Here is a 20,219-nt window from a genome sequence, read left to right on the forward strand (position 1 = left end):
CGGCGTGGCTGGTCGGAACGTCACGACCTTACCGGGAGGATGGTCGGGTGAACTCGACCGTCACGACCCCACCCCTGCGTCCGGGTGTGCTCACCGCCGGGGTCTCGGCGATCGTCGCGCTCGTCGTCGGGTCCGGCGTGGCCCTGCTGGCCGGGGTCGGGCTGGTGTCGGCGCTGCGCACCGGCGCCCGGTCCTGGCTCGTGCTGCAGGGTGCGGGCATCGAGCTGCAGGGCACGACCCTCGGCCTCGTGCCGCTCGGCGGCGTGCTGCTCTGCGGTGCCCTCACGGCGCGCGTGGCGCGGGCGATGACCCCGGCGCCCGTCGAGTCGCCGGGTGCCTTCGCGGCCACCGTCGCGGGGACCAGCGGCGTGGTGGCCGCGGTGCTCGCGAGCGTCTCGAGCACGCCCGAGATCGTCGTCAACCCGGCCCGCGCCGCGGCCGCGGTCTTCGTCGTGACCGGGGTGTCGGCGGCGCTGGGTGCGACGATGCACCACGGACGGGCCGGCGACCTCTGGCCCGCGCCGTGGCGGCGGCCCGAGGTGCGTGGCGCGGTCTCCGCCGGCGCGCGGGGTGCGGCCGTCCTGCTCGCCGCGGCAGGCGTCGTCGTGGTGACGTTGCTGGTCCGCCACGTCGAGCGCGCCGGGCAGCTGTGGGCCCTGCTCGACCCAGGGGCCTCCGGCACCCCCGCCCTGGCCGCGATCTGCCTGCTCGCGGTGCCGACGATGGTCGCCTGGACCGCCTCGGTGCTGCTCGGACCCGGCTTCGTGCTGGGGACGCAGACGTCGGTCGACCTCGCGGGCGCCCAGCTCGGTCCTGTCCCGGGTCTGCCGGTCCTGGCCGCGCTGCCGTCTCCCGGCACCTTCGACGACTGGGTCGTCGTGCTCGGTCTCGTCCCGGTGCTCGCCGGTCTCGTGGCCGGCTGGACCGTGCGTGCCGGTGCCGAGGCTCCCTTCGGGCTGTCCGACCGGCCGGTGCTGGGTCGCAGCCTGCTCGGTCTCGCCGCGGGTGCGGCCGGTGGTGTCGTCGTCGGCGTGCTGGTCGGCGCCTCCGGCGGCGCCGTGGGCCCCGGGCGACTCGCCGACGCCGGGCCGCCCGCCCTGACACCGCTGCTGGTCGCCGTGCCCCTGATGGCCGTGGGCGGTGCGCTCGGCGCGCTCGCGGCGCACTATCGTGACGCCCGTGCCCTCCGCCCCGAGCCCGACGCCGACGCGCGCCCGTCTCGTCGTCCTCGTCTCCGGCTCCGGCACCAACCTCCAGGCGCTGATCGACGCGACGGCTGACCCGGCCTACGGCGCCGAGGTCGTCGCCGTCGGTGCCGACCGTGACGGCATCGAGGGCCTGGCGCGGGCGGAGCGCGCCGCGATCCCGACGTTCGTCGAGAAGCTCGGGGACCACCCGGACCGCGAGGCCTGGGACGCCGCCCTCACCGCCCAGGTGGCGGCGCACGAGCCCGACCTGGTCGTCCTCGCCGGCTTCATGAAGCTGGCCGGCCCGCACTTCCTCGGACGCTTCGGCGGGCGGACGCTGAACACCCACCCCGCGCTGTCGCCGTCGTTCCCCGGGATGCACGGCCCCCGCGACGCCCTGGAGTACGGCGTCAAGATCACCGGCGCGACCCTGTTCGTCGTCGACGCGGGTGTCGACACCGGCCCGATCGTCGCGCAGGTGGCGGTGCCGGTGCTGCCCGACGACGACGTCGCCTCGCTCCACGAACGCATCAAGACCAGCGAGCGCCGCATGCTCGTCGACTCCGTCGGCGAGCTGGCCCGGCGCGGCTTCACCCTGACCGACCGCACCCTCACGCTCGGAGACCCCGCATGAGCACTCGACCGATCCAGCGCGCCCTCGTCTCGGTGTACGACAAGACCGGACTGGAGGACCTCGCCCGTGCGCTGCACGCGGCCGGCGTGTCCCTCGTCTCGACGGGCTCGACGGCCCGGACGATCGAGGCGGCCAGCGTGCCGGTGACGCCCGTGGAGGAGGTGACCGGCTTCCCCGAGTGCCTCGACGGCCGGGTGAAGACCCTCCACCCGCGGGTGCACGCGGGCATCCTCGCCGACACGCGGCTCGAGGCCCACGTGGCTCAGCTCGCCGAGCTCGGCGTCGAGCCGTTCGACCTCGTCGTCGTCAACCTCTACCCGTTCCGCGAGACGGTCGCCTCCGGCGCGACGCCCGACGAGTGCGTCGAGCAGATCGACATCGGCGGTCCGTCGATGGTGCGGGCGGCGGCCAAGAACCACCCGAGCGTGGCCATCGTGACGTCGCCCGACGCGTACGACGACGTCGAGGCCGCGCTGGCTGCCGGCGGCTTCACGCTGGAGCAGCGTCGCCGGCTCGCCGCGCAGGCGTTCGCGCACACGGCTGCCTACGACGTCGCCGTCGCCGAGTGGTTCGCCGCCGGGGGAGCGGGCGAGGGGTCGGCCGACGGCGACTGGCCCGCCTTCGCGGGCACGGCGCTGCAGCGTCAGGCGGTCCTGCGCTACGGCGAGAACCCGCACCAGGGCGCGGCGCTGTACAGCGACGGCACCGGCGGCCTGGCTGCGGCCGAGCAGCTGCACGGCAAGGAGATGAGCTACAACAACTACGTCGACACCGACGCGGCGCGACGCGCCGCCTACGACCACGACGCACCCGCGGTCGCGATCATCAAGCACGCCAACCCGTGCGGGATCGCCGTCGGCGCCGACGTGGCCGAGGCCCACGCCCGCGCGCACGCCTGCGACCCGGTCTCGGCGTTCGGCGGCGTGATCGCCACCAACCGGCCCGTCTCGGTCGCGATGGCCGAGCAGGTCGCCGAGGTCTTCACCGAGGTCGTCGTCGCGCCCGACTACGAGCCGGGTGCCGTCGAGGTGCTGCAGGGCAAGAAGAACATCCGCATCCTGCGTGCCGAGGGTGCCGACCGCGCCACGCACGAGGTGCGCGAGATCTCCGGCGGCGCGCTCGCCCAGCAGCGCGACCTCGTCGACGCGCCGGGCGACGACGTGTCGGGCTGGACGCTCGTGGCGGGGGAGCCGGCCGACGAGGCCACGCTCGCCGACCTCGCCTTCGCCTGGACCGCGGTGCGCGCGGTCAAGTCGAACGCCATCCTGCTGGCCCACGACGGAGCCTCCGTCGGCATCGGCATGGGTCAGGTCAACCGGGTCGACTCCTGCCGCCTGGCCGTGGAGCGGGCCGGTGAGGACCGGGCCCGCGGCTCCGTGGCGGCGTCGGACGCCTTCTTCCCGTTCGCCGACGGCCCGCAGATCCTCATCGACGCCGGCGTGCGCGCGATCGTCCAGCCGGGTGGGTCGATGCGTGACGACGAGACCATCGCGGCGGCGCAGGCCGCGGGCGTCACGATGTACGTCACGGGCACCCGGCACTTCTTCCACTGAGCCTCGGCGCCTCGTGCGGGAACGTGCGAGGCTCGCGCCCGAGCGCTGCGCGCGGCTGTGGCAGGGTCGGGGCATGGACGACGTGAGCGTGCGGAACGCCACCGCGGCCGACGTGGACGCCCTCCTCGAGCTCTGGTCGCGAGCAGGTGAGAACGGGTCGCGGCCGGACGACCGCGCCGACCTGGTGCACGCCCTGATCGAGCACGACCCCGAGGCCGTCCTGCTCGCCGAGCTGGACGGCCGTGTCGTCGCCACGATCATCGGCGGCTGGGACGGCTGGCGGGCCAACCTCTACCGCCTCGCCGTCGACCCGGCGTGCCGTGGTCGGGGGCTGGGTCGTCGCATGCTCGAGCTCGCGGAGGAGCGCCTGCGCGGTCTGGGGGCCGAGCGCTTCTGCGCGATGGTCCTCGACGACAACGAGGACGGCCGTGGCCTGTGGCGCGCGTGCGGCTACGCACCGCAGGACGACTGGAGCCGGTGGGTCAAGCAGGCCCGCTGACCCGTCCGGGCCACGGCGGGGCGGCGCCGTGGCCCGCTCGGACGCAGACTCCTCCGTCGAGCGGGCCACGACCCGAGAAGCCGTCCCGGCACAGCCGCAGGACGACCCCGCGAGCGGCTCAGTCCTGCGGCGGCAGCGCGCGCCGGACCAGCTCGACCACGTGGCCGTGCAGGAGCGCGAGGACGCCGTCGAGACCGATCTCACGGTCGGCGGCAGCCACGAGCGCGCCGGAGTAGAGCAGGCTGGCGCCCCGGGTGACCTCGACCGGGTCCGCCACGCCGGTGGCGGCGAGGATCGCGACCTGGCTGCCGAAGCACGAGTCGCGCATGGCGTGGACGGCCTCCAGCAGGTGCGGTCGGCCGAGCGCCGCCAGGTAGACGTTCAGGAAGTGCGACGGTCGGTCGGGGGAGAGCGCGCGCATCGGTGCGGTGAACCGGTCCGCGGCCTCCTCGGCCGAGAGGTCCGTCCCCGCCTCGGGCACGAGCGCGGCCCACTCGTCGGTCCAGTGGGTCAGCGCCTCGCCGAACATCACGTCGACCAGCTGGTCGATCGACGCGAAGTAGTACGAGACCGTCGCGAGCGGCACCTGCGCGGCCTCGCTGACGGAACGGTGGGTGACGGCCTTCGTGCCGCCCTCCTCGAAGAGCTTCGCGGCGGCGGCGACGAGCTGCTCGCGTCGCACTCGGCTCCGCTCCTGGCTCAGACGTGCGCGGCCTCCGGATACTGCCTCAGGCATGATGGTCTGTCTTTCGCGTTCGGGGCCCCCTGGTGAACCCGCCCAGCGTAGTCAAAGGTTCAACTTCTCGCTGACGATCCGGCCAACCTCGTCGGGTCCGGCGAGCTCGGCCGCCACGAGTGCGCGGATCGCCCAGTCGAGCTGCGCCGCCTCCTCGGCCTCCGTGTAGAGCCGCGCCTGGCGTCGCATGGCCGTACCGACGATCAGGGTGAGCACGGTCGGCGCCACCCGCGACGTGTCGGTGAGGCCCAGGATGGAGAGCCAGAGGGCGATCAGGCCCTCCAGGTCGCTCAGCGCCTCGCCGGCCTCCTCGCGCAGGGCGGGGTCGTGCGTGGACGCCAGGTAGATCGACAGCTCGACCGCGACAGCCTCCGGACCACGGGCCGCGAACACGGCCTCGAACGTCGGGGCGACGGAGTCGAGGTCGACGTTCTCGGGCGGTGTCTCGAGGCCTGCGAGGGCGGCCAGCGTGCTGCGCCAGCGCGCGATGTGCTCGCGGAGGGCGTCGCGCAGGAGCTCCTCGATGGAGGCGAAGTAGTAGGTGGTCGTGGCCGGCGGCAGTCCGGCCCGACGAGCCACGGCGCGGTGCGTCACCGCCCGGGCGCCGCCCTCGGCGAAGAGCGAGATGGCTGCGGTCAGCAGCTCCTCCCGCCGCAGTCGACTGCGCTCCTGCGTCAGCTGCGCACGCGTCGTCATGTCCACCTCTCCACGTCGCGTCCCGTGACGCGAGTCCGATCACCGCGACGTCGTCCGTCGTCGGAGCCTCCCGTGGCCGAGTGTAGGGGGACGGCGGGCGTCGGGCCTCCCGCCGACGAGACACGCGCCCAGGCGCCCGCGCGCCGCCCACGGCGTGCCCGCCCGCCCCGGTGACCGGACGCCGCAGGCCTCACAGCAGGGCCACAGGCGACGCACCGGGGCCTGCCGGTCTCCGCCCCCATGATCGAGGACGCCACCACCCGTCACCTTCCTCGAGGAGCGCACCATGACCAACAGTCCAGAGCCCCATCGCGGGCCGGGCCTTCCCACCTACGAGGGCCGCACGCTGGCCCGACCCGACGACGACGTCGTCGACCAGGGAGCCGGGTTCGACGCCGTCACACTGGTGACGCGTCGACGGGTGCTGGCGTTCCTGGGCGCCGGCCTCGGCGCCGCGACCCTGGCCGCGTGCGGAGCCGGCTCCGACCAGTCCGGGTCGGCGTCGGCGGGTTCGGCCTCCACGACGAGCGACGGCGAGATCCCGCAGGAGACCAACGGTCCCTATCCCGCCGACGGCACCGCGGACCTCAACATCCTCGAGGACTCCGGCATCGTCCGCAGCGACATCACCTCCAGCCTGGACGGCGGCGAGACCGTCGCGGGCGTGCCGCTGGCCCTCACGTTCAAGGTCGTCGACATGGCCGACGACGACGCGGCGTTCGAGGGAGCCGCGGTCTACGCCTGGCAGTGCGACGCCCAGGGTCGGTACTCCATGTACACCTCGGGCGTGGAGGACCAGACTTGGCTGCGCGGCGTCCAGGTCGCCGACGCGGACGGCGAGCTCACGTTCACGACCATCGTGCCCGGCTGCTACCAGGGACGATGGACCCACGTGCACTTCGAGGTCTACCCCGACGTGGACTCCGCGACCGACGTCGCCAACGCGATCGCGACCTCGCAGCTGGCCTTCCCGCCGGACATGCTCGCCGACGTCTACGCCCTCGACACCTACGCCGGCTCGGCGGAGAACCTGGCCGGGGTGGGCACCTCGATCTCCGACGACAACATCTTCGCCGACGGCAGCGACCTGCAGGTCCCGACCGTCAGCGGCGACGTCTCGTCGGGCTACACCGCGTCCCTGACCGTCAACGTGGACACCACCACCCAGCCGTCCGCCGGAGGCATGGGTGGTGGCCCTCAGGGAGGCGGCGCCCCGCCGTCGTCCCGGTGACCCGGCAGGGTCCGGGTGGTCGTCGTCGACGCGCGTCCCGAGGCCGTCCAGGAGAGGCCCTGCGTAGACTCGGCGTCGTGACGGCGCAGATCCTGGACGGCAAGGCGGTGGCCGCGGCCATCAAGACGGAGCTCACCGGTCGCGTCGCGGCCCTGCGGGAGCAGGGGCTGGTCCCCGGCCTCGGCACCATCCTCGTCGGTGACGACCCGGGCAGCCGCTGGTACGTCGACGCGAAGCACCGCGACTGCGCGGAGATCGGCATCGAGTCGATCCGGGTCGACCTCCCGGCGACGGCGTCGCAGGCCGAGGTCGAGGCGGCCGTCGACCAGCTCAACGCCGACCCTGCCTGCACCCTCTACATCGTCCAGCTGCCGCTGCCCCGTGGCATCGACGAGAACGCCGTGATCGGGCGCATCGATCCCGCCAAGGACGCCGACGGGCTGCACCCGACCAACCTCGGCTGGCTCGTGCTCGGCGAGCCGGCCCCGTTGCCGTGCACCCCGCGCGGCATCGTCGAGCTGCTGCGCCGCCACGACGTCGAGATCGCGGGCGCGCACGTCGTGGTCGTCGGACGAGGCATCACCGTGGGCCGGCCCATGGGGCTGCTGCTCACCCGCCGCAGCGAGAACGCGACGGTCACCCTCTGCCACACCGGCACGCGCGACCTCGCGGCCGAGGTGCGCCGGGCCGACATCGTCATCGCGGCTGCAGGCGTCCCGGGCATCATCACGCCCGACATGGTCAAGCCCGGTGCGGCGCTGCTCGACGTCGGCGTGAGCCGCGACGACGCCGGCAAGATCGTCGGCGACCTCCACCCGGGCGTGCACGACGTCGCCGGCTGGGTCGCCCCGAACCCCGGTGGTGTCGGTCCGATGACCCGCGCGATGCTGCTCAGCAACGTGGTCGACGAGGCCGAGAAGCGCGTCGCGGACGTCTCGTGAGCCCGGTCGTCCCGCGCAGCCGTGGGTCGCAGATCTACCTCTGCCTGCTGGTCGGCGTCGGCGTCGGGCTGGCTCTGGTGGGCGTCGGGCACTGGCGTGCCGGTCTGCTCGTCGTCGGCGTGACCTTCGGCCTCGGGGGCCTGGCCCGCGTGGTGGTCCCGCAGGACCACGTCGGCATGCTGCGCGTCCGCGGGCGCACGTTCGACATCGTCTGGCTGACGCTGCTCGGCGTGAGCCTGGCGGTGCTGGCCCTCGTCGTCCCGCCGGGTCCGCCGGCCTGACCTGGCCTCGACGCGTCTCCGTGCGTCGACGCGCGTGTCGGTCCGTCGGGGCCTACCGTGGGGCGATGAAGCACGTCGTCGGGCGCGGCCCGGTCCGGTCCCTGGTCCTCGTGACCGTCCTGTCGCTCGGCGGCACCGCACTCGCGACGTCAGCGGCGTCCGCCCTCGGGCGCGACGTGCCGGACCCGTCCGAGCCGGCGGTCGAGGCGACGTCGACGACGAGCCCGACGCCCAGCCCCAGCCCGACAGCCTCGCCGACGCCGACCGCGAGCCCCACCCCAGGCCCGACGGCCTCGCCGACGCCCACCGCGTCGCCCACGCCGAGGCCGACCGCCACGCCCAAGCCGACGCCGAAGCCCAAGCCGACCCCGAAGCTCGTCACGCGCAGCGCCGTCCTCGGGACGACCGTGCAGGGGCGCAGGATCATGGGGTACTACCGCGGCTGGTCGCACACGACGCAGAAGCGCACGCTCGTCGTGCTCGGGCAGATGCACGGCGACGAGAAGGCCGGCCTGCAGACCGCCGACTGGGTCCGGCGCAACGTGAAGCCCACACGGGGCAGCGAGATCTGGGTCATCCCGACCATGAACCCCGACGGCAACGCCCGCGGCACGCGCACGAACGCCCGCGGCGTCGACCTCAACCGCAACTGGGGCACGAGCGGCTACCGGTCGAGCGGCAAGGGCACCCGCACCTGGGGCGGCCCGCGTGCGGCGAGCGAGCGCGAGACGAAGGCCGTCGCGGCGTTCCTGCGCCGCAAGCGCCCCGACTACATCGCCTCGGTCCACCAGCCGTTCGGCGTCGTCGTGCGCACCGACAAGGACCGCGGATGGGAGCGACGCCTCGCCGACGCGCTCGGCCTGCCCATCCGCGAGGTCGGCGTCGGGACGCCGTCGGGCCTGACGAGCCCTACCCTCACCGGCTGGTACAACCGCTACTACGGCCGCCACGGCACCGCGACGACGCTGGAGTATCGCGCGTCGGTCAGCAGCGCCTACGCCGGGCGCCGGGCCGGTCTGGCCATCACCGGCGCCGCCCGGGTCCGGGCCCGGCTGGGCTGACGGGCAGGGTTGACGGGCTGGGCTGACGGGCTGGGCCGAGCGGCGCGCCCGGCCGCGCGGACGCGCGCGGTGAGGATCGCTCAGACGAGCCCGAGCGCGGTCACCGCGTCGCGCTCCTCGACGAGCTCGGCGGCGGTCGCGTCCATCCGGGACCGGCTGAAGTCGTCGATCTCGAGGTCCTGCACGATCGACCAGTCGCCGTCGCGCGTGGTGACCGGGTAGGAGTACACGAGACCCTCGGGGATCCCGTAGGAGCCGTCCGAGCGCACCGCCATCGAGACCCAGTCGCCGTCGGGGGAGCCCTGCAGCCAGTCGCGGGCCGCATCGATCGTCGCCGACGCGGCACTCGCCGCCGACGACGCGCCACGTGCCTCGATGATCGCCGCGCCGCGCTTGGCGACCGTCGGGATGAAGTCGTCCTCGATCCAGGCCTGGTCGTCGACGACCTCGGCCGCGTTGCGTCCGCCGATCTCGGCGTGGAACAGGTCGGGGTACTGGGTGGCGGAGTGGTTGCCCCAGATCGTCATGCGGCGGATGTCGGCCACGGCGCTGCCGGTCCGGGCGGCCAGCTGGCTGATGGCCCGGTTGTGGTCGAGCCGGGTGAGGGCGCTGAACCGCTCCGCCGGGATGTCGGGTGCGTTGCTCAGCGCGATCAGCGCGTTCGTGTTGGCCGGGTTGCCGGTGACCCCGATCCGCACGTCGTCGGCCGCGACGTCGTTGAGGGCCTTGCCCTGCGCCGTGAAGATCGCGCCGTTGGCCTCCAGCAGGTCGCCGCGCTCCATTCCCTTCGTCCGGGGGCGGGCCCCGACGAGCAGGGCCAGGTTCACGCCGTCGAACACCTCACGCGGGTCGTCGCCGATCTCGACCGAGTGCAGCGTCGGGAACGCGCAGTCGTCCAGCTCCATCACCACGCCCTCGAGCGCCTTCAGCGCGGGCGTGATCTCGAGCAGCCGCAGCTGCACGGGGGTGTCGGGGCCGAGCAGGTCGCCCGAGGCGAGACGGAAGAGCAGGCTGTAGCCGATCTGGCCGGCGGCGCCGGTGACGGCGACCTTGACGGGGTGGGTCACGTCGGGGTGCTCCTTGTGGGAGAGGGGTGCGGCGGGGTCTGTGACGAACGTAACGCAGCGGCCCACCCGCGCGCACGCGGGCGGGCCGCTGCCGGCCGACGGTCCTCGCTCAGCCGGCGTGCGTGCGCGTCTCCACGAGCGCGTTGGCCACGAGGTCCTTCGCCTGGTCGTCCTCGCCGCCCGGGTTGTCGCCACCCAGGCCCGCGCGCACGAGCTCCTCGATCTGCTTCGCCGTCGCCTCGTCCACGTGACGCCAGTAGTCGAGCGCCCGCTCCAGCACCTCACCGGTCACGCCGCCCAGCAGGTGGCCGGCGACCGTCTCGACGAAGCGCTCGCGCTGCGCGTCGTCCCAGACCTCGCGCACCAGCGCACCGGCCTGGCTGAAGTCGTCGTCGTCCGGGCGCAGCGTGTACGCCTGACGGATCATCGGGCCGTCGGCCTCCCACCCGTCCTCGACGACGCCCACCTCGTCGCTGTATCCACGACCCTCGCTGTTCGGGGCGTACACCGGCTGGTCGCCGCTGTGGTCGTAGGCCATCGGACCGTCGAACGTGTACGTGTTGTGGTGCTGCACGTTCTTCGGCCGGTTCACCGGCAGCTGGTGGTAGTTCGGGCCGATCCGGTAGCGCTGCGTGTCGGAGTAGGAGAACACCCGGCCGAGCAGCATCTTGTCCGGGCTGAACCCGATGCCCGGCACCACCGCCGACGGCTCGAATGCCGCCTGCTCGATCTCGGCGAAGAAGTTCTGCGGGTTCCGGTCCAGCGTCATCGTGCCCACCTCGACGAGGGGGTAGTCCTCGTGCGGCCACACCTTCGTGAGGTCGAACGGGTTGAGCCGGTAGGTCTTCGCGTCCTCGTACGGCATCAGCTGGACCGACAGCCGCCACGACGGGAAGTCGCCGGCCTCGATCGCCTCGAACAGGTCCCGACGGTGGAAGTCGGCGTCGTGCCCCGCGATGCGGTCGGCGTCCTCACCCGTGAGTCCCTGCACGCCCTGCTGGCTGTGGAAGTGGTACTTCACCCAGTGCTTGTCGCCGGCGGCGTTGATCCACAGGAACGTGTGCGAGCCGTAGCCGTTCATGTGCCGGTACGAGCGCGGGATGCCGCGGTCGCCCATCAGGTACGTCACCTGGTGCGCCGACTCCGGGTTCAGCGACCAGAAGTCCCACTGCATGTGGTTGTCGCGCAGGCCGTTCGCGCCGCGCCGCTTCTGGCTGCGGATGAAGTGCTGGAACTTCATCGTGTCGCGCACGAAGAAGACCGGCGTGTTGTTGCCGACGAGGTTGTAGTTCCCCTCCGTCGTGTAGAACTTCAACGCGAACCCGCGCGGGTCGCGCCACGTGTCCGGCGAGCCGTGCTCGCCCGCGACGGTCGAGAACCGCGCCAGCATCTCCGTCTCGACGCCCGGCTGGAACAGGGCCGCCTTCGTGTAGGCCGACACGTCCTCCGTGGTCACGAACCTGCCGAACGCGCCGGAGCCCTTCGCGTGCACGTTGCGCTCCGGCACCCGCTCACGGTTGAAGTGCGCCATCTGCTCCAGCAGGTGACGGTCGTGCAGCAGGATCGGGCCGTCCGCGCCCAGCGTCAGGCTGTTGCGGTCCGAGACCGCGGGCGCGCCGGTCTCCGTCGTCGAGCCCTGCTGCGCCTCGGGCGTCGGTGCGGTCGCGATGGCGGTGCCGTCGTCGGGCTGGGGGATCTCGTGCGTCATGGTCACTCCTCGGGCGTCGGTGTCACTCCACCGTCCCCCGAGAACGCCGACTCCGCGACCGGAGCGCCGCCTCCCGCCCGCCGTCGGTCCGGCCTCACCCCCGGGCGCTGCGCCGCGCCGTGCCAGGGGTGGGGCCCGGCACCCCCGCCGGGCCGATGTGGTGACGCGGCTCGCACGGGATATCTTGAGGTCGAGAGACTTTCGGTCGACCCTGAGGAGTGGCCCGCGATGGCCAAGATCATCTACACGCACACCGACGAGGCCCCGCTGCTGGCGACCTACTCGTTCCTCCCCGTCATCGAGGCCTTCGCCTCGACGGCCGGCGTCGAGGTCGAGACCCGCGACATCTCGCTGTCCGGTCGCATCCTGGCCGCGTTCGCCGACGTGCTCCCCGCCGACCAGAAGGTCGACGACGCGCTCGCCGAGCTCGGCGCGCTGGCCAAGACCCCCGAGGCCAACATCATCAAGCTGCCCAACATCAGCGCCTCGATCCCGCAGCTCAAGGCCGCGGTCAAGGAGCTGCAGGAGCAGGGCTTCGACCTCCCCGCCTACCCGGACAACCCGACCAGCGACGCCGAGAAGGACACCAAGGCGCGCTACGACAAGGTCAAGGGCAGCGCCGTCAACCCGGTGCTCCGCGAGGGCAACTCCGACCGCCGCGCGCCCGCGTCGGTGAAGGCCTACGCCCGCAAGAACCCGCACTCGATGGGTGCGTGGAGCAGCGACTCCAAGACCGAGGTCGCCACCATGGGCGCCGACGACTTCCGCTCCAACGAGAAGTCCGTCGTTCTCGACGCCGACGACACCCTCACCATCCAGCACGTGGCCGCCGACGGCACCACCACCGTCCTCAAGGACGGTCTGAAGGTCCTCGCCGGCGAGGTCGTCGACGCCACCGTCATGCGGGCCGCCGCGCTCGACACCTTCCTCGCCGAGCAGGTCCAGCGCGCCCAGGACCTCGACGTCCTGTTCTCCGTGCACCTCAAGGCCACCATGATGAAGGTCTCCGACCCGATCATCTTCGGCCACGTTGTGCGCGCCTACTTCGCCGACGTCTTCGCGCAGTACGGCGACGACCTCGCGGCCGCCGGCCTCAGCGCCAACGACGGCCTCGGTGGCATCCTCTCCGGTCTCGACGCCCTCCCCAACGGCGCCGAGATCAAGGCCGCGTTCGAGCAGCGCCTCGCCGAGGGACCGCGTCTGGCCTACGTCGACTCCGACAAGGGCATCACCAACCTGCACGTGCCGAGCGACGTCATCGTCGACGCGTCGATGCCCGCCATGATCCGCACGTCGGGCCACATGTGGGGCGCGGACGGCCAGGAGCACGACACCCTCGCCGTCATCCCCGACTCCAGCTACGCCGGCGTCTACCAGGCCGTCGTCGAGGACTGCAAGGCGCACGGCGGCTACGACCCGACCACGATGGGCTCGGTGCCGAACGTCGGCCTGATGGCGCAGGCGGCCGAGGAGTACGGCAGCCACGACAAGACCTTCGAGATCGAGACGGCCGGCACCGTGCAGGTCGTCGCATCCTCCGGCGACGTGCTCCTCGAGCACGACGTCGAGCCGCACGACATCTGGCGCGCCTGCCAGACCAAGGACGTGCCGATCCGCAACTGGATCGAGCTCGCCGTCACGCGGGCCCGCGCCACCGGCGCCCCCGCGATCTTCTGGCTCGACGAGACCCGCGCCCACGACGCGAACCTCATCGCCAAGGTCGAGGCCTACCTGCCCGAGCTCGACACCGACGGCCTCACGATCGAGATCATGGCGCCGGCCGAGGCGACCACCTACTCGGTGGAGCGCATCCGTCGCGGCGAGGACACGATCAGCGTCACCGGCAACGTGCTGCGCGACTACAACACCGACCTGTTCCCGATCCTGGAGCTGGGCACGAGCGCGAAGATGCTCTCCGTCGTCCCGCTGATCAACGGCGGCGGACTGTTCGAGACCGGTGCAGGCGGCTCCGCGCCGAAGCACGTGCAGCAGCTCGTGAAGGAGAACTACCTGCGCTGGGACAGCCTCGGCGAGTTCTTCGCGCTGGCGGCGAGCTTCGAGCACCTGGCCACCACGGCCGGCAACGCGCGCGCCCAGGTGCTCGCCGACACGCTCGACCGCGCCACCGGCACCTTCCTCGACGAGAACCGTTCGCCGGGACGCAAGCTCGGCACGATCGACAACCGCGGCAGCCACTTCTACCTCGCCCTCTACTGGGCCGAGGAGCTGGCGAAGCAGACCGAGGACGCCGAGCTGGCGTCCGCGTTCGCCGACGTCGCGGGTGCGCTGCGCGGCAACGAGCAGACGATCGTCGACGAGCTGCTCGCCGTCCAGGGCTCGCCCGCCGACATCGGCGGCTACTACCGCCCGTCGGACGAGAAGGCCGAGCGGGTCATGCGTCCCTCGAGCACCCTCAACGAGGTCCTCGGCTCGCTCAGCGTCTGACCAGACTCACCGACGCCCCCGCGACCCCGTGGTCGCGGGGGCGTCGTGCGTCCGGCCCGCGCTGGGCTGGTGCCGGGTGGTCTCGATACGTCGCGGCTACGCCCTTGGTGCGACGGCTCCATCGCAGGGACTTCGCAAGCTCGTCCCTGCTACTCGACCAGCGAAGCGTTCCGCTGGTCGAGTAGGCCGGAGCCGCGACGAAGGAGCGTGCTTCGGGCGTATCGAGACCACTCCAAGCCGACGCTGGGGGTCGGTTCGCGCTGGGCCGTTCCCGGGTGGTCTCGATACGCGTCCACGACGCTCGTTCCTCGCGCGTGGCCGCTACTCGACCAGCGGTACCGCTGGTCGAGTGCCTGCACGAGCGCCAGCGAGGGGAGGTGCTGGAGCCGTCGCAGGAGGGGCGTAGCTGCGACGGAGCGAGACCACTCCAAGCAGACGCTGGGGGTCGGCTCGCGCTGGGCTGTCGCCGTGCAACCTCGCTCCGCCTCCTCGACCAGCAGGACTCTGCGCATGACCTCGCCCACACCGGGAACAACACGCCGAGGGTCGGTGCTTGGCTCTTCACGTGACTTCTTCCGTGGACCTGGCAGCGCCCGAGACGAGCACCCCGCGCGCCGCGCACGTGGGGCTGGCCATCATCTCCCTCGCGCTCGGCGGCTTCGCGATCGGCACGACCGAGTTCGTCACGATGGGTCTGCTCAAGGAGATCGCCGCCGGCATCGACGAGTCGATCCCCACCACCGGCCACGTGATCACCGCGTACGCGTTCGGCGTCGTGGTCGGCGCGCCCGTCATCGTGGCCCTCGGGGCGCGGCTCCCGCGCCGTGAGCTGGCGGTCGGCCTGATCCTCGCGCTGGGCGTCGGCAACGCGGTCACCGCGCTCGCGAGCGGCTACGTGCCCGTGCTCGCCGCGCGCTTCCTCGCCGGTCTGCCGCACGGCGCGTACTTCGGCGTCGCCTCGCTCCTCGCCGCCTCGCTGGTGCCGCCGCACCGTCGCGGTCGGGCGGTCAGCCGCGTCATGCTCGGCCTGTCCGTCGCCACCGTGGCCGGCGTGCCGGCCGCCACCTGGCTGGGCCAGGAGCTCGGCTGGCGGGCCGCCTACTGGGCCGTGGTCGTGCTGGCGGTGCTGGCCGCGGCGATGATGCTGCTCTTCGTGCCGCACCAGACGGCCGACCGCACGGCGAGCATCCGGGGCGAGCTGTCGGCGCTCACGCGCCCTCAGGTGCTGTTCGCCGTGTCCGCCGGCATGGTCGGCTTCGGTGGCCTGTTCGCCATGTACAGCTACGTGGCGCCGATCGTCACCGACGTCACCGGCCTCGCGGACTCCTCGATCCCGTGGTTCCTCCTGGCCTTCGGCATCGGCTCGGTGCTCGGCTCCTGGCTGGCCGGACCGCTCGCCGACTGGGACGTCCCGCGGCTCGTGATCTGGGGCTTCGTGGCGACCATCGCCGTGCTCGTCGTGTTCCACCAGACGGCGGGGCTCGTGGTGCCGGCCGCTCTCGGCGTCTTCGCGATCGGTGCCCTCGGCAGCCTCGTGGCCATCGGCCTGCAGATCCGGCTCATGGACGCCGCGGGCGACGCGCAGATGCTGGGCGCGGCGCTCAACCACTCGGCGCTGAACATCGCCAACGGGCTGGGAGCCTGGCTGGGCGGCGTCGTCATCGCCGCCGGCTACGGGTACCGCGCGCCGAGCCTGGTCGGTGCTGCGCTGGCGGTCGCCGGGCTCCTGATCTTCCTGGTGGGCCTGGCGGCCCAGCGCCGCAGCGCCTGACGGGTGGGCGGGGCCGCCGTCGATCAGGTCGCGCGCACGAGGGTGGTGGCGACCGTACGGGCGACGTCGGTGCTCCGTCCGGGGGTGCGCAGGCGCATCGCGAGGTCGCCGGTGACCACGAGGAGGAGCTGTTCCCCGAGCTGCCTCCCGCGCTTGGGCGCGACCTCCTCGGCGAGCTCGACCAGCCGGTCGCGCAGGTGCTCGGTCTCGAGCCGTAGCGCGGCCGCGAGCTCCGGCGGTGGCGACGCGTGCTCCGCCGCCGTCCCGAGGAAGGCGCACCACCGGGAGCCGAGCGGCCCGTCGCGGAACGCCTCGAGCGCGTCGAAGACGGCGAGGAGCCGGGCCTGCGGCGTGGTCTGTCGCGCGACCGCGTCGTCCCAGGTCCGGGTCCAGGCCCGGTGGCGACGTTCGAGGGCCGCCGCGAGCAGGGCCTCCTTGCTCGCGAAGCCACGGTAGAGCGTGGCGGCGGAGACGCCGGCCCGGGCGAGGACCGCGTCGACCGGCGTCGCCGCCACGCCGCCGGTGAAGAACAGCTCGTCGGCGGCGTCGAGCAGCCGGGTTTCCGTCGAGGTGCGCAGGGCCATGGAGCCAGCCTAGACTCACGAAAGTGAAACGTACGTTTTCGTTATCGGCCCTGCTCGTGCCGGGCGGGCTCGCCCTCGTGGCCGCGACCTACGGCCTCGTCCGGCTCGCGACCGGCCTCTACCTGCCCGACGTCCAGGACGACCTCGGGCTCGGTACAGCGGCGGCAGGGCTGGTGTCGAGCGGTGCCTCGCTGGCCTACTGCCTCGGCGCGCTCCTGGGGCTGGTGCTCGCCACGCGACGGGCGCGCACGCTCGTCGGCGTCGCCGCGCTGACGGCCGGGGGAGGGGCGCTCGGGCTCTCGGTCGCCCCGGACCGCGCGACGTTCGCCGTCCTCGCGGTCCTCGCGTCGGTGGGTGCCGGCGTGGTCTCGCCGGCGCTCGTGGAGATCCTGCGACGCGACCCGGTCGTCGCGGGCGACCCCTCCGCGCAGTCCACGGTCAACGCCGGGACCGGGCCAGGGCTCGTCGTGGCGGGCGCGCTGGCCCTCACGCTGCTCCCGGACTGGCGGGCGGCCTGGGCGTGGTCGGGTCTGCTCACGCTCGCCGTGGCGGCACTCGTGCTCCTGGCCGCGCGGGGCGGCGAGACCGGGAGGCGGGCCCCGGGCGCGACGCTGCCGCGCTCCTGGTGGTCGGCGCACCGGCGCGTGGTGGCCGCCAGCCTGCTCCTCGGCTCCGGTTCCGCCGCGGTGTGGAGCTACGGCCGCGTGGTGGTCCTCCAGTCGGGCGGAGGGACGACGGCGTCGGTCGTCGCCTGGATCGCGCTGGGCCTCGGCGGGACCGCCGTCGTCGCCACGGCGGCCCCACTCGGCCGTCGGGCCCCGCGGACCGCCTGGACGCTCACCGCCGGCGTCACCGCGCTCGCGACGCTCGCGCTCGGGCTGGGGTCCGGCTCGGCGGTCGTCGCCGTCGCCGCGTGCGCGGTGTTCGGGTGGGGCTTCGTCGCCGCGACGGGCGCACTCATCGCGTGGACGCTCGACGTCGACCCCGGTCGCGGGGGGCCGGGGACGGCGCTGCTGTTCGTCGTGCTCGTGCTCGGTCAGGCCCTCGGCTCGGCGCTCTCGGGCGCGCTCATGCACGGCGGCGGGCACGGGGCGGCGTTCGCCGCCTCCGCCTTCCTCACCGCGGTCGGCGCGGTCGTGGCCGCACCGGTGCGGGTCAGGAGGCTCCGGGTCGCAGACGCAGCCACACGCGGTCACCCTCGTGCAGCCCGAGGGCCGTCGCGTCCGTCCGGGTGAGGCTGACGAGCACCGGCCCCGGCTGGCGGGCGTCCTCGGGCGTGACCTCCAGGCGCACCTCGAACCCGATCCGCGTCCAGCGGGTGATCGTGCCGACCGTGACCGCCGCCTGCTCGTAGCGCGAGATCTCGATGTCGTGCGGGCGCACCAGGTGGTCGCCGAGCGTGGTCACGGGACCGAGGAAGGACAGCACGAAGTCGCTCGCCGGCTTGTCGTAGAGGTCGTCGGGCGTGCCGACCTGCTCGATGCGGCCGTCGTTGATCACCACGATCGAGTCGGCCACCTCCAGCGCCTCCTCCTGGTCGTGCGTGACGAACACCGTGGTCACGTGCATCTCGTCGTGCAGGCGGCGCAGCCAGTCCCGCAGCTCCTTGCGGACCTTCGCGTCGAGCGCGCCGAACGGCTCGTCGAGCAGCAGCACCGACGGCTCGATGGCGAGCGCGCGGGCCAGTGCCATGCGCTGACGCTGACCACCGGACAGCTGCGTCGGTCGACGGTCCGCGAACTGCTCGAGGTGCACGAGCCGCAGCAGCTCGTCGACCTTGGCCTCGACCTCGGCCTTCGGGCGCTTGCGGATCTCCAGGCCGAACGACACGTTGCGTCGCACGCTGAGGTGCTTGAACGCCGCGTAGTGCTGGAACACGAACCCGACGTTGCGCTTCTGCACAGGCACGCCGGTCGTGTCGACGCCCTCGATCACGACCGAGCCGGAGTCGGCGGTCTCCAGACCGGCGATGATCCGCAGCAGCGTGGTCTTGCCGCCGCCGCTCGGGCCGAGCAGGGCGGTGAGCTGGCCGGTGGGGATCGACAGGTCGACGTCGTCGAGCGCGACGAAGTCGCCGAACCGCTTGCTGACGCCTGCGACCTCGATGCTCATGGGGCCTTCCCTCTCAGTGGCGGTCCGCGCGGGAGCGCAGGACCTGGACGACGACGATGCAGACGACGGAGACGCTGGCGAGCAGGAACGCGATCGCGTAGGCGCCCTCGACGTCGAAGTTGAGGTACTTCTCCTCCACGGCCAGCGTGGCGGTCCGGGTCTCGCCGAGCACGTTGCCCGACACGACCTTGACGGCGCCGAACTCACCGAGCGAGCGGGCGAGGGTCAGCACGACGCCGTAGACGACCGCCCAGCGGATGCCCGGCAGCGTGATCCGCCAGAAGGTCTGCCAGGCGTTGGCGCCGAGGCTGCGGGCGGCCTGCTCCTGCTCGGTGCCGATCTCGCGCAGCACGGGCACGACCTCACGGATGACGAGCGGCAGGGAGACGAACGCCGTCGCCATGACGATGCCGGGGGTGGAGAAGATGATCTGGAAGCCCCAGCCCTCGAGCGTGGGGCCGAACCATCCGCCGCGCCCGCCGTAGACGAGCACGAGGGCCAGGCCGATGACGATCGGCGAGACCGAGAGCGGCAGGTCGAGCGCGGCGCTGAGCAGACGCTTGCCGGGGAACTCGGTGCGCACCAGCAGGAGCGACATGCTGACGCCGAACACGAGGTTGATGGCCGTCGCGCAGAGGGCGGCGACGGCGGTGAGCTGCAGGGCCGCCACCATGTCGGGGTCCTCGAACAGGCCGCGCAACGACGTCAGGCCGTCGGCGAACGTGTTGGTCACGACGAGGGCGACCGGCCAGACCACGAGCAGCGCGAGGTACACGACCGCGACGACGCGCAGCAGGTAGGTGACCGGGCCACGGGGGTGGCGGGTCGTCCGAGCGTCAGCCACGGTCGCTGATCCTCCTCTGGAGCAGGTCGAGCACGACGATGGTCGCCAGCGAGACGAGCAGCAGCAGGGTCGCGATGGACGCCGCGGCCTCGGGGTTGTCGTTCTCGATCGCGCTCAGGATGCGCACGGACGCCACCTCGGAGGAGAAGGGCAGGTTGCCCGACAGCAGCACGAGCGACCCGTACTCGCCCACGGCCCGCGCGAACGACAGCGCCGCCCCTGCGGTGATGGCCGGCGCGAGGCTGGGCAGGATCACGCGGCGGAACGTCGTGAAGCGGCTCGCGCCGAGCGACGCGGCGGCCTCCTCGACCTCGAGGTCGAGCTCCTCCAGCACGGGCTGGACCATGCGGACGACGAACGGCAGCGTCACGAACAGGAACGCCAGGTACACCGACGCCCCGGAGTTCGCGACGTTGATGCCGAGCGGGCTGTCGTCCTTGCCGTAGAGCGACAGGAGCACGAGCCCGGCCACGATCGTCGGCAGCGCGAACGGGATGTCGATGACCACCTCGAGCACGCCCTTGCCGGGGAACCGGTCGCGCACGAGCACCCAGGCGATGATGGTCCCGACGACCACGTTGACCGCGGTCACGGCGACGGCGGCCTCGAGCGTCAGCACGATCGCCGAGCGGGTCTGCGCGTTGGTGATCGCCCGCCAGAAGTTCGCCCAGCCGCCCTCGGACGCCGTGATCACGACGGCGCAGAGCGGGATGAGGACGAGGAGGCTGAACCAGAGCATCGAGATGCCGAGGCCGAGCCCCGAGGTGCGGGTGAGGGTGCTCGGCAGCGCCGGCCGGAAGCGTGCCGGCCGGCGCTGTGCCGGGGAGGTGGAGGTCATGCCGTCCTGGGGGTCGTCGAAGCGGTCGGGG

The 20,219-nt window shown here is 72.9% G+C and carries 19 protein-coding genes; 11 read left to right on the plus strand and 8 right to left on the minus strand.

Features of this window, described 5'->3' with window-relative positions; genetic code table 11:
• The first annotated feature begins 47 nt into the window (after positions 1-47).
• The 4 genes from QE370_RS09450 (at position 48) to QE370_RS09465 (ending at position 3,873) form a co-directional block, all read left to right on the plus strand.
• Complete coding sequence (locus tag QE370_RS09450) at positions 48-1,280, plus strand: DUF6350 family protein (protein WP_309634201.1); 1,233 nt, start codon at positions 48-50, stop codon at positions 1,278-1,280.
• On the plus strand, positions 1,171-1,821 hold the full coding sequence (gene purN, locus QE370_RS09455) for a phosphoribosylglycinamide formyltransferase (protein ID WP_396127817.1): 651 nt from the start codon (positions 1,171-1,173) through the stop codon (positions 1,819-1,821). The genes QE370_RS09450 and purN overlap by 110 nt, the downstream gene beginning before the upstream one ends.
• Entirely contained in the window at positions 1,818-3,374 is a 1,557-nt protein-coding gene (purH, locus tag QE370_RS09460) for a bifunctional phosphoribosylaminoimidazolecarboxamide formyltransferase/IMP cyclohydrolase (RefSeq protein WP_309634203.1), read from the plus strand. The genes purN and purH overlap by 4 nt, the downstream gene beginning before the upstream one ends.
• Before the next feature lie 73 nt (positions 3,375-3,447).
• Positions 3,448-3,873, plus strand: coding sequence for a GNAT family N-acetyltransferase (locus tag QE370_RS09465; protein WP_309634204.1), 426 nt, complete (start codon positions 3,448-3,450; stop codon positions 3,871-3,873).
• A gap of 118 nt (positions 3,874-3,991) precedes the next feature.
• Here QE370_RS09465 and QE370_RS09470 read toward each other — a convergent pair whose 3' ends face one another.
• The gene (locus QE370_RS09470) at positions 3,992-4,555 is read right to left on the minus strand and encodes a TetR/AcrR family transcriptional regulator (RefSeq protein WP_253026794.1); all 564 of its coding nucleotides are present in this window, start codon (positions 4,553-4,555) and stop codon (positions 3,992-3,994) included.
• 105 nt (positions 4,556-4,660) lie between these two features.
• On the minus strand, positions 4,661-5,305 hold the full coding sequence (locus QE370_RS09475) for a TetR/AcrR family transcriptional regulator (protein WP_253026792.1): 645 nt from the start codon (positions 5,303-5,305) through the stop codon (positions 4,661-4,663).
• A gap of 286 nt (positions 5,306-5,591) precedes the next feature.
• Here QE370_RS09475 and QE370_RS09480 point away from each other — a divergent pair, with 286 nt between their 5' ends.
• The 4 genes from QE370_RS09480 to QE370_RS09495 all read left to right on the plus strand — a co-directional run bounded on the left by QE370_RS09480 (position 5,592) and on the right by QE370_RS09495 (position 8,819).
• Positions 5,592-6,536: a 3,4-dioxygenase subunit beta gene (locus tag QE370_RS09480; RefSeq protein WP_309634205.1), complete on the plus strand. Its 945-nt coding sequence runs from the start codon at positions 5,592-5,594 to the stop codon at positions 6,534-6,536.
• Positions 6,537-6,613: 77 nt separating this feature from the next.
• Positions 6,614-7,477: a bifunctional methylenetetrahydrofolate dehydrogenase/methenyltetrahydrofolate cyclohydrolase gene (locus QE370_RS09485; RefSeq protein WP_253026789.1), complete on the plus strand. Its 864-nt coding sequence runs from the start codon at positions 6,614-6,616 to the stop codon at positions 7,475-7,477.
• Positions 7,474-7,758 (plus strand): DUF3017 domain-containing protein, encoded by a 285-nt coding sequence (locus QE370_RS09490; RefSeq protein ID WP_253026787.1) that lies wholly within the window; start codon positions 7,474-7,476, stop codon positions 7,756-7,758. Before QE370_RS09485 ends, QE370_RS09490 begins: the two co-directional genes overlap by 4 nt.
• A gap of 65 nt (positions 7,759-7,823) precedes the next feature.
• The gene (locus tag QE370_RS09495) at positions 7,824-8,819 is read left to right on the plus strand and encodes a M14 family zinc carboxypeptidase (protein WP_309634206.1); all 996 of its coding nucleotides are present in this window, start codon (positions 7,824-7,826) and stop codon (positions 8,817-8,819) included.
• Between the two features lie 80 nt (positions 8,820-8,899).
• On the opposite strand, the gene QE370_RS09500 is transcribed toward QE370_RS09495, so the two are convergent.
• Both QE370_RS09500 and QE370_RS09505 read right to left on the minus strand, forming a co-directional pair.
• Positions 8,900-9,886, minus strand: a complete 987-nt coding sequence (locus tag QE370_RS09500; protein WP_253026783.1) for a malate dehydrogenase — start codon at positions 9,884-9,886, stop codon at positions 8,900-8,902.
• Positions 9,887-9,995: 109 nt separating this feature from the next.
• Positions 9,996-11,594 carry a catalase gene (locus QE370_RS09505; protein WP_253026781.1) on the minus strand — a complete coding sequence of 533 codons (1,599 nt, stop codon included), beginning with the start codon at positions 11,592-11,594 and terminating at the stop codon, positions 9,996-9,998.
• A gap of 228 nt (positions 11,595-11,822) precedes the next feature.
• On the opposite strand from QE370_RS09505, the gene QE370_RS09510 reads away from it, so the two are divergent.
• Complete coding sequence (locus QE370_RS09510) at positions 11,823-14,039, plus strand: NADP-dependent isocitrate dehydrogenase (protein WP_309634207.1); 2,217 nt, start codon at positions 11,823-11,825, stop codon at positions 14,037-14,039.
• A 565-nt stretch (positions 14,040-14,604) separates the two neighbouring features.
• Positions 14,605-15,810, plus strand: a complete 1,206-nt coding sequence (locus QE370_RS09515; RefSeq protein WP_309634208.1) for an MFS transporter — start codon at positions 14,605-14,607, stop codon at positions 15,808-15,810.
• 23 nt (positions 15,811-15,833) lie between these two features.
• Here QE370_RS09515 and QE370_RS09520 read toward each other — a convergent pair whose 3' ends face one another.
• A complete protein-coding gene (locus QE370_RS09520; protein ID WP_309634209.1) occupies positions 15,834-16,394 on the minus strand; it encodes a helix-turn-helix domain-containing protein in 561 nt (186 codons plus the stop codon).
• Between the two features lie 23 nt (positions 16,395-16,417).
• On the opposite strand from QE370_RS09520, the gene QE370_RS09525 reads away from it, so the two are divergent.
• Entirely contained in the window at positions 16,418-17,629 is a 1,212-nt protein-coding gene (locus tag QE370_RS09525; RefSeq protein WP_309634210.1) for an MFS transporter, read from the plus strand.
• On the opposite strand, the gene QE370_RS09530 is transcribed toward QE370_RS09525, so the two are convergent.
• The 3 genes from QE370_RS09530 to cysT are packed head-to-tail and all read right to left on the minus strand — an operon-like array spanning position 17,550 to position 20,188.
• The gene (locus QE370_RS09530; protein WP_253021993.1) at positions 17,550-18,506 is read right to left on the minus strand and encodes a sulfate/molybdate ABC transporter ATP-binding protein; all 957 of its coding nucleotides are present in this window, start codon (positions 18,504-18,506) and stop codon (positions 17,550-17,552) included. The two genes, QE370_RS09525 and QE370_RS09530, sit on opposite strands and share 80 nt — an antisense overlap.
• A gap of 13 nt (positions 18,507-18,519) precedes the next feature.
• Entirely contained in the window at positions 18,520-19,350 is an 831-nt protein-coding gene (locus QE370_RS09535; RefSeq protein ID WP_309634211.1) for a sulfate ABC transporter permease subunit, read from the minus strand.
• Complete coding sequence (gene cysT, locus QE370_RS09540; protein ID WP_309634212.1) at positions 19,343-20,188, minus strand: sulfate ABC transporter permease subunit CysT; 846 nt, start codon at positions 20,186-20,188, stop codon at positions 19,343-19,345. The genes QE370_RS09535 and cysT overlap by 8 nt, the downstream gene beginning before the upstream one ends.
• Between the last annotated feature and the right edge of the window lie 31 nt (positions 20,189-20,219).

The sequence above is a fragment of the Aeromicrobium sp. SORGH_AS_0981 genome (assembly GCF_031453195.1).
GTDB lineage: Bacteria > Actinomycetota > Actinomycetes > Propionibacteriales > Nocardioidaceae > Aeromicrobium.

Coding starts and splice junctions, on each gene's coding strand:
- purH (WP_309634203.1), top strand. CDS start 1,818: ATGAGCACTCGACCGATCCAGCGCGCCCTCGTCTCGGTGTACGACAAG.
- QE370_RS09465 (WP_309634204.1), top strand. CDS start 3,448: ATGGACGACGTGAGCGTGCGGAACGCCACCGCGGCCGACGTGGACGCC.
- QE370_RS09475 (WP_253026792.1), bottom strand. CDS start 5,305: ATGACGACGCGTGCGCAGCTGACGCAGGAGCGCAGTCGACTGCGGCGG.
- QE370_RS09480 (WP_309634205.1), top strand. CDS start 5,592: ATGACCAACAGTCCAGAGCCCCATCGCGGGCCGGGCCTTCCCACCTAC.
- QE370_RS09495 (WP_309634206.1), top strand. CDS start 7,824: ATGAAGCACGTCGTCGGGCGCGGCCCGGTCCGGTCCCTGGTCCTCGTG.
- QE370_RS09505 (WP_253026781.1), bottom strand. CDS start 11,594: ATGACGCACGAGATCCCCCAGCCCGACGACGGCACCGCCATCGCGACC.
- QE370_RS09510 (WP_309634207.1), top strand. CDS start 11,823: ATGGCCAAGATCATCTACACGCACACCGACGAGGCCCCGCTGCTGGCG.
- QE370_RS09520 (WP_309634209.1), bottom strand. CDS start 16,394: ATGGCCCTGCGCACCTCGACGGAAACCCGGCTGCTCGACGCCGCCGAC.
- QE370_RS09530 (WP_253021993.1), bottom strand. CDS start 18,506: ATGAGCATCGAGGTCGCAGGCGTCAGCAAGCGGTTCGGCGACTTCGTC.
- cysT (WP_309634212.1), bottom strand. CDS start 20,188: ATGACCTCCACCTCCCCGGCACAGCGCCGGCCGGCACGCTTCCGGCCG.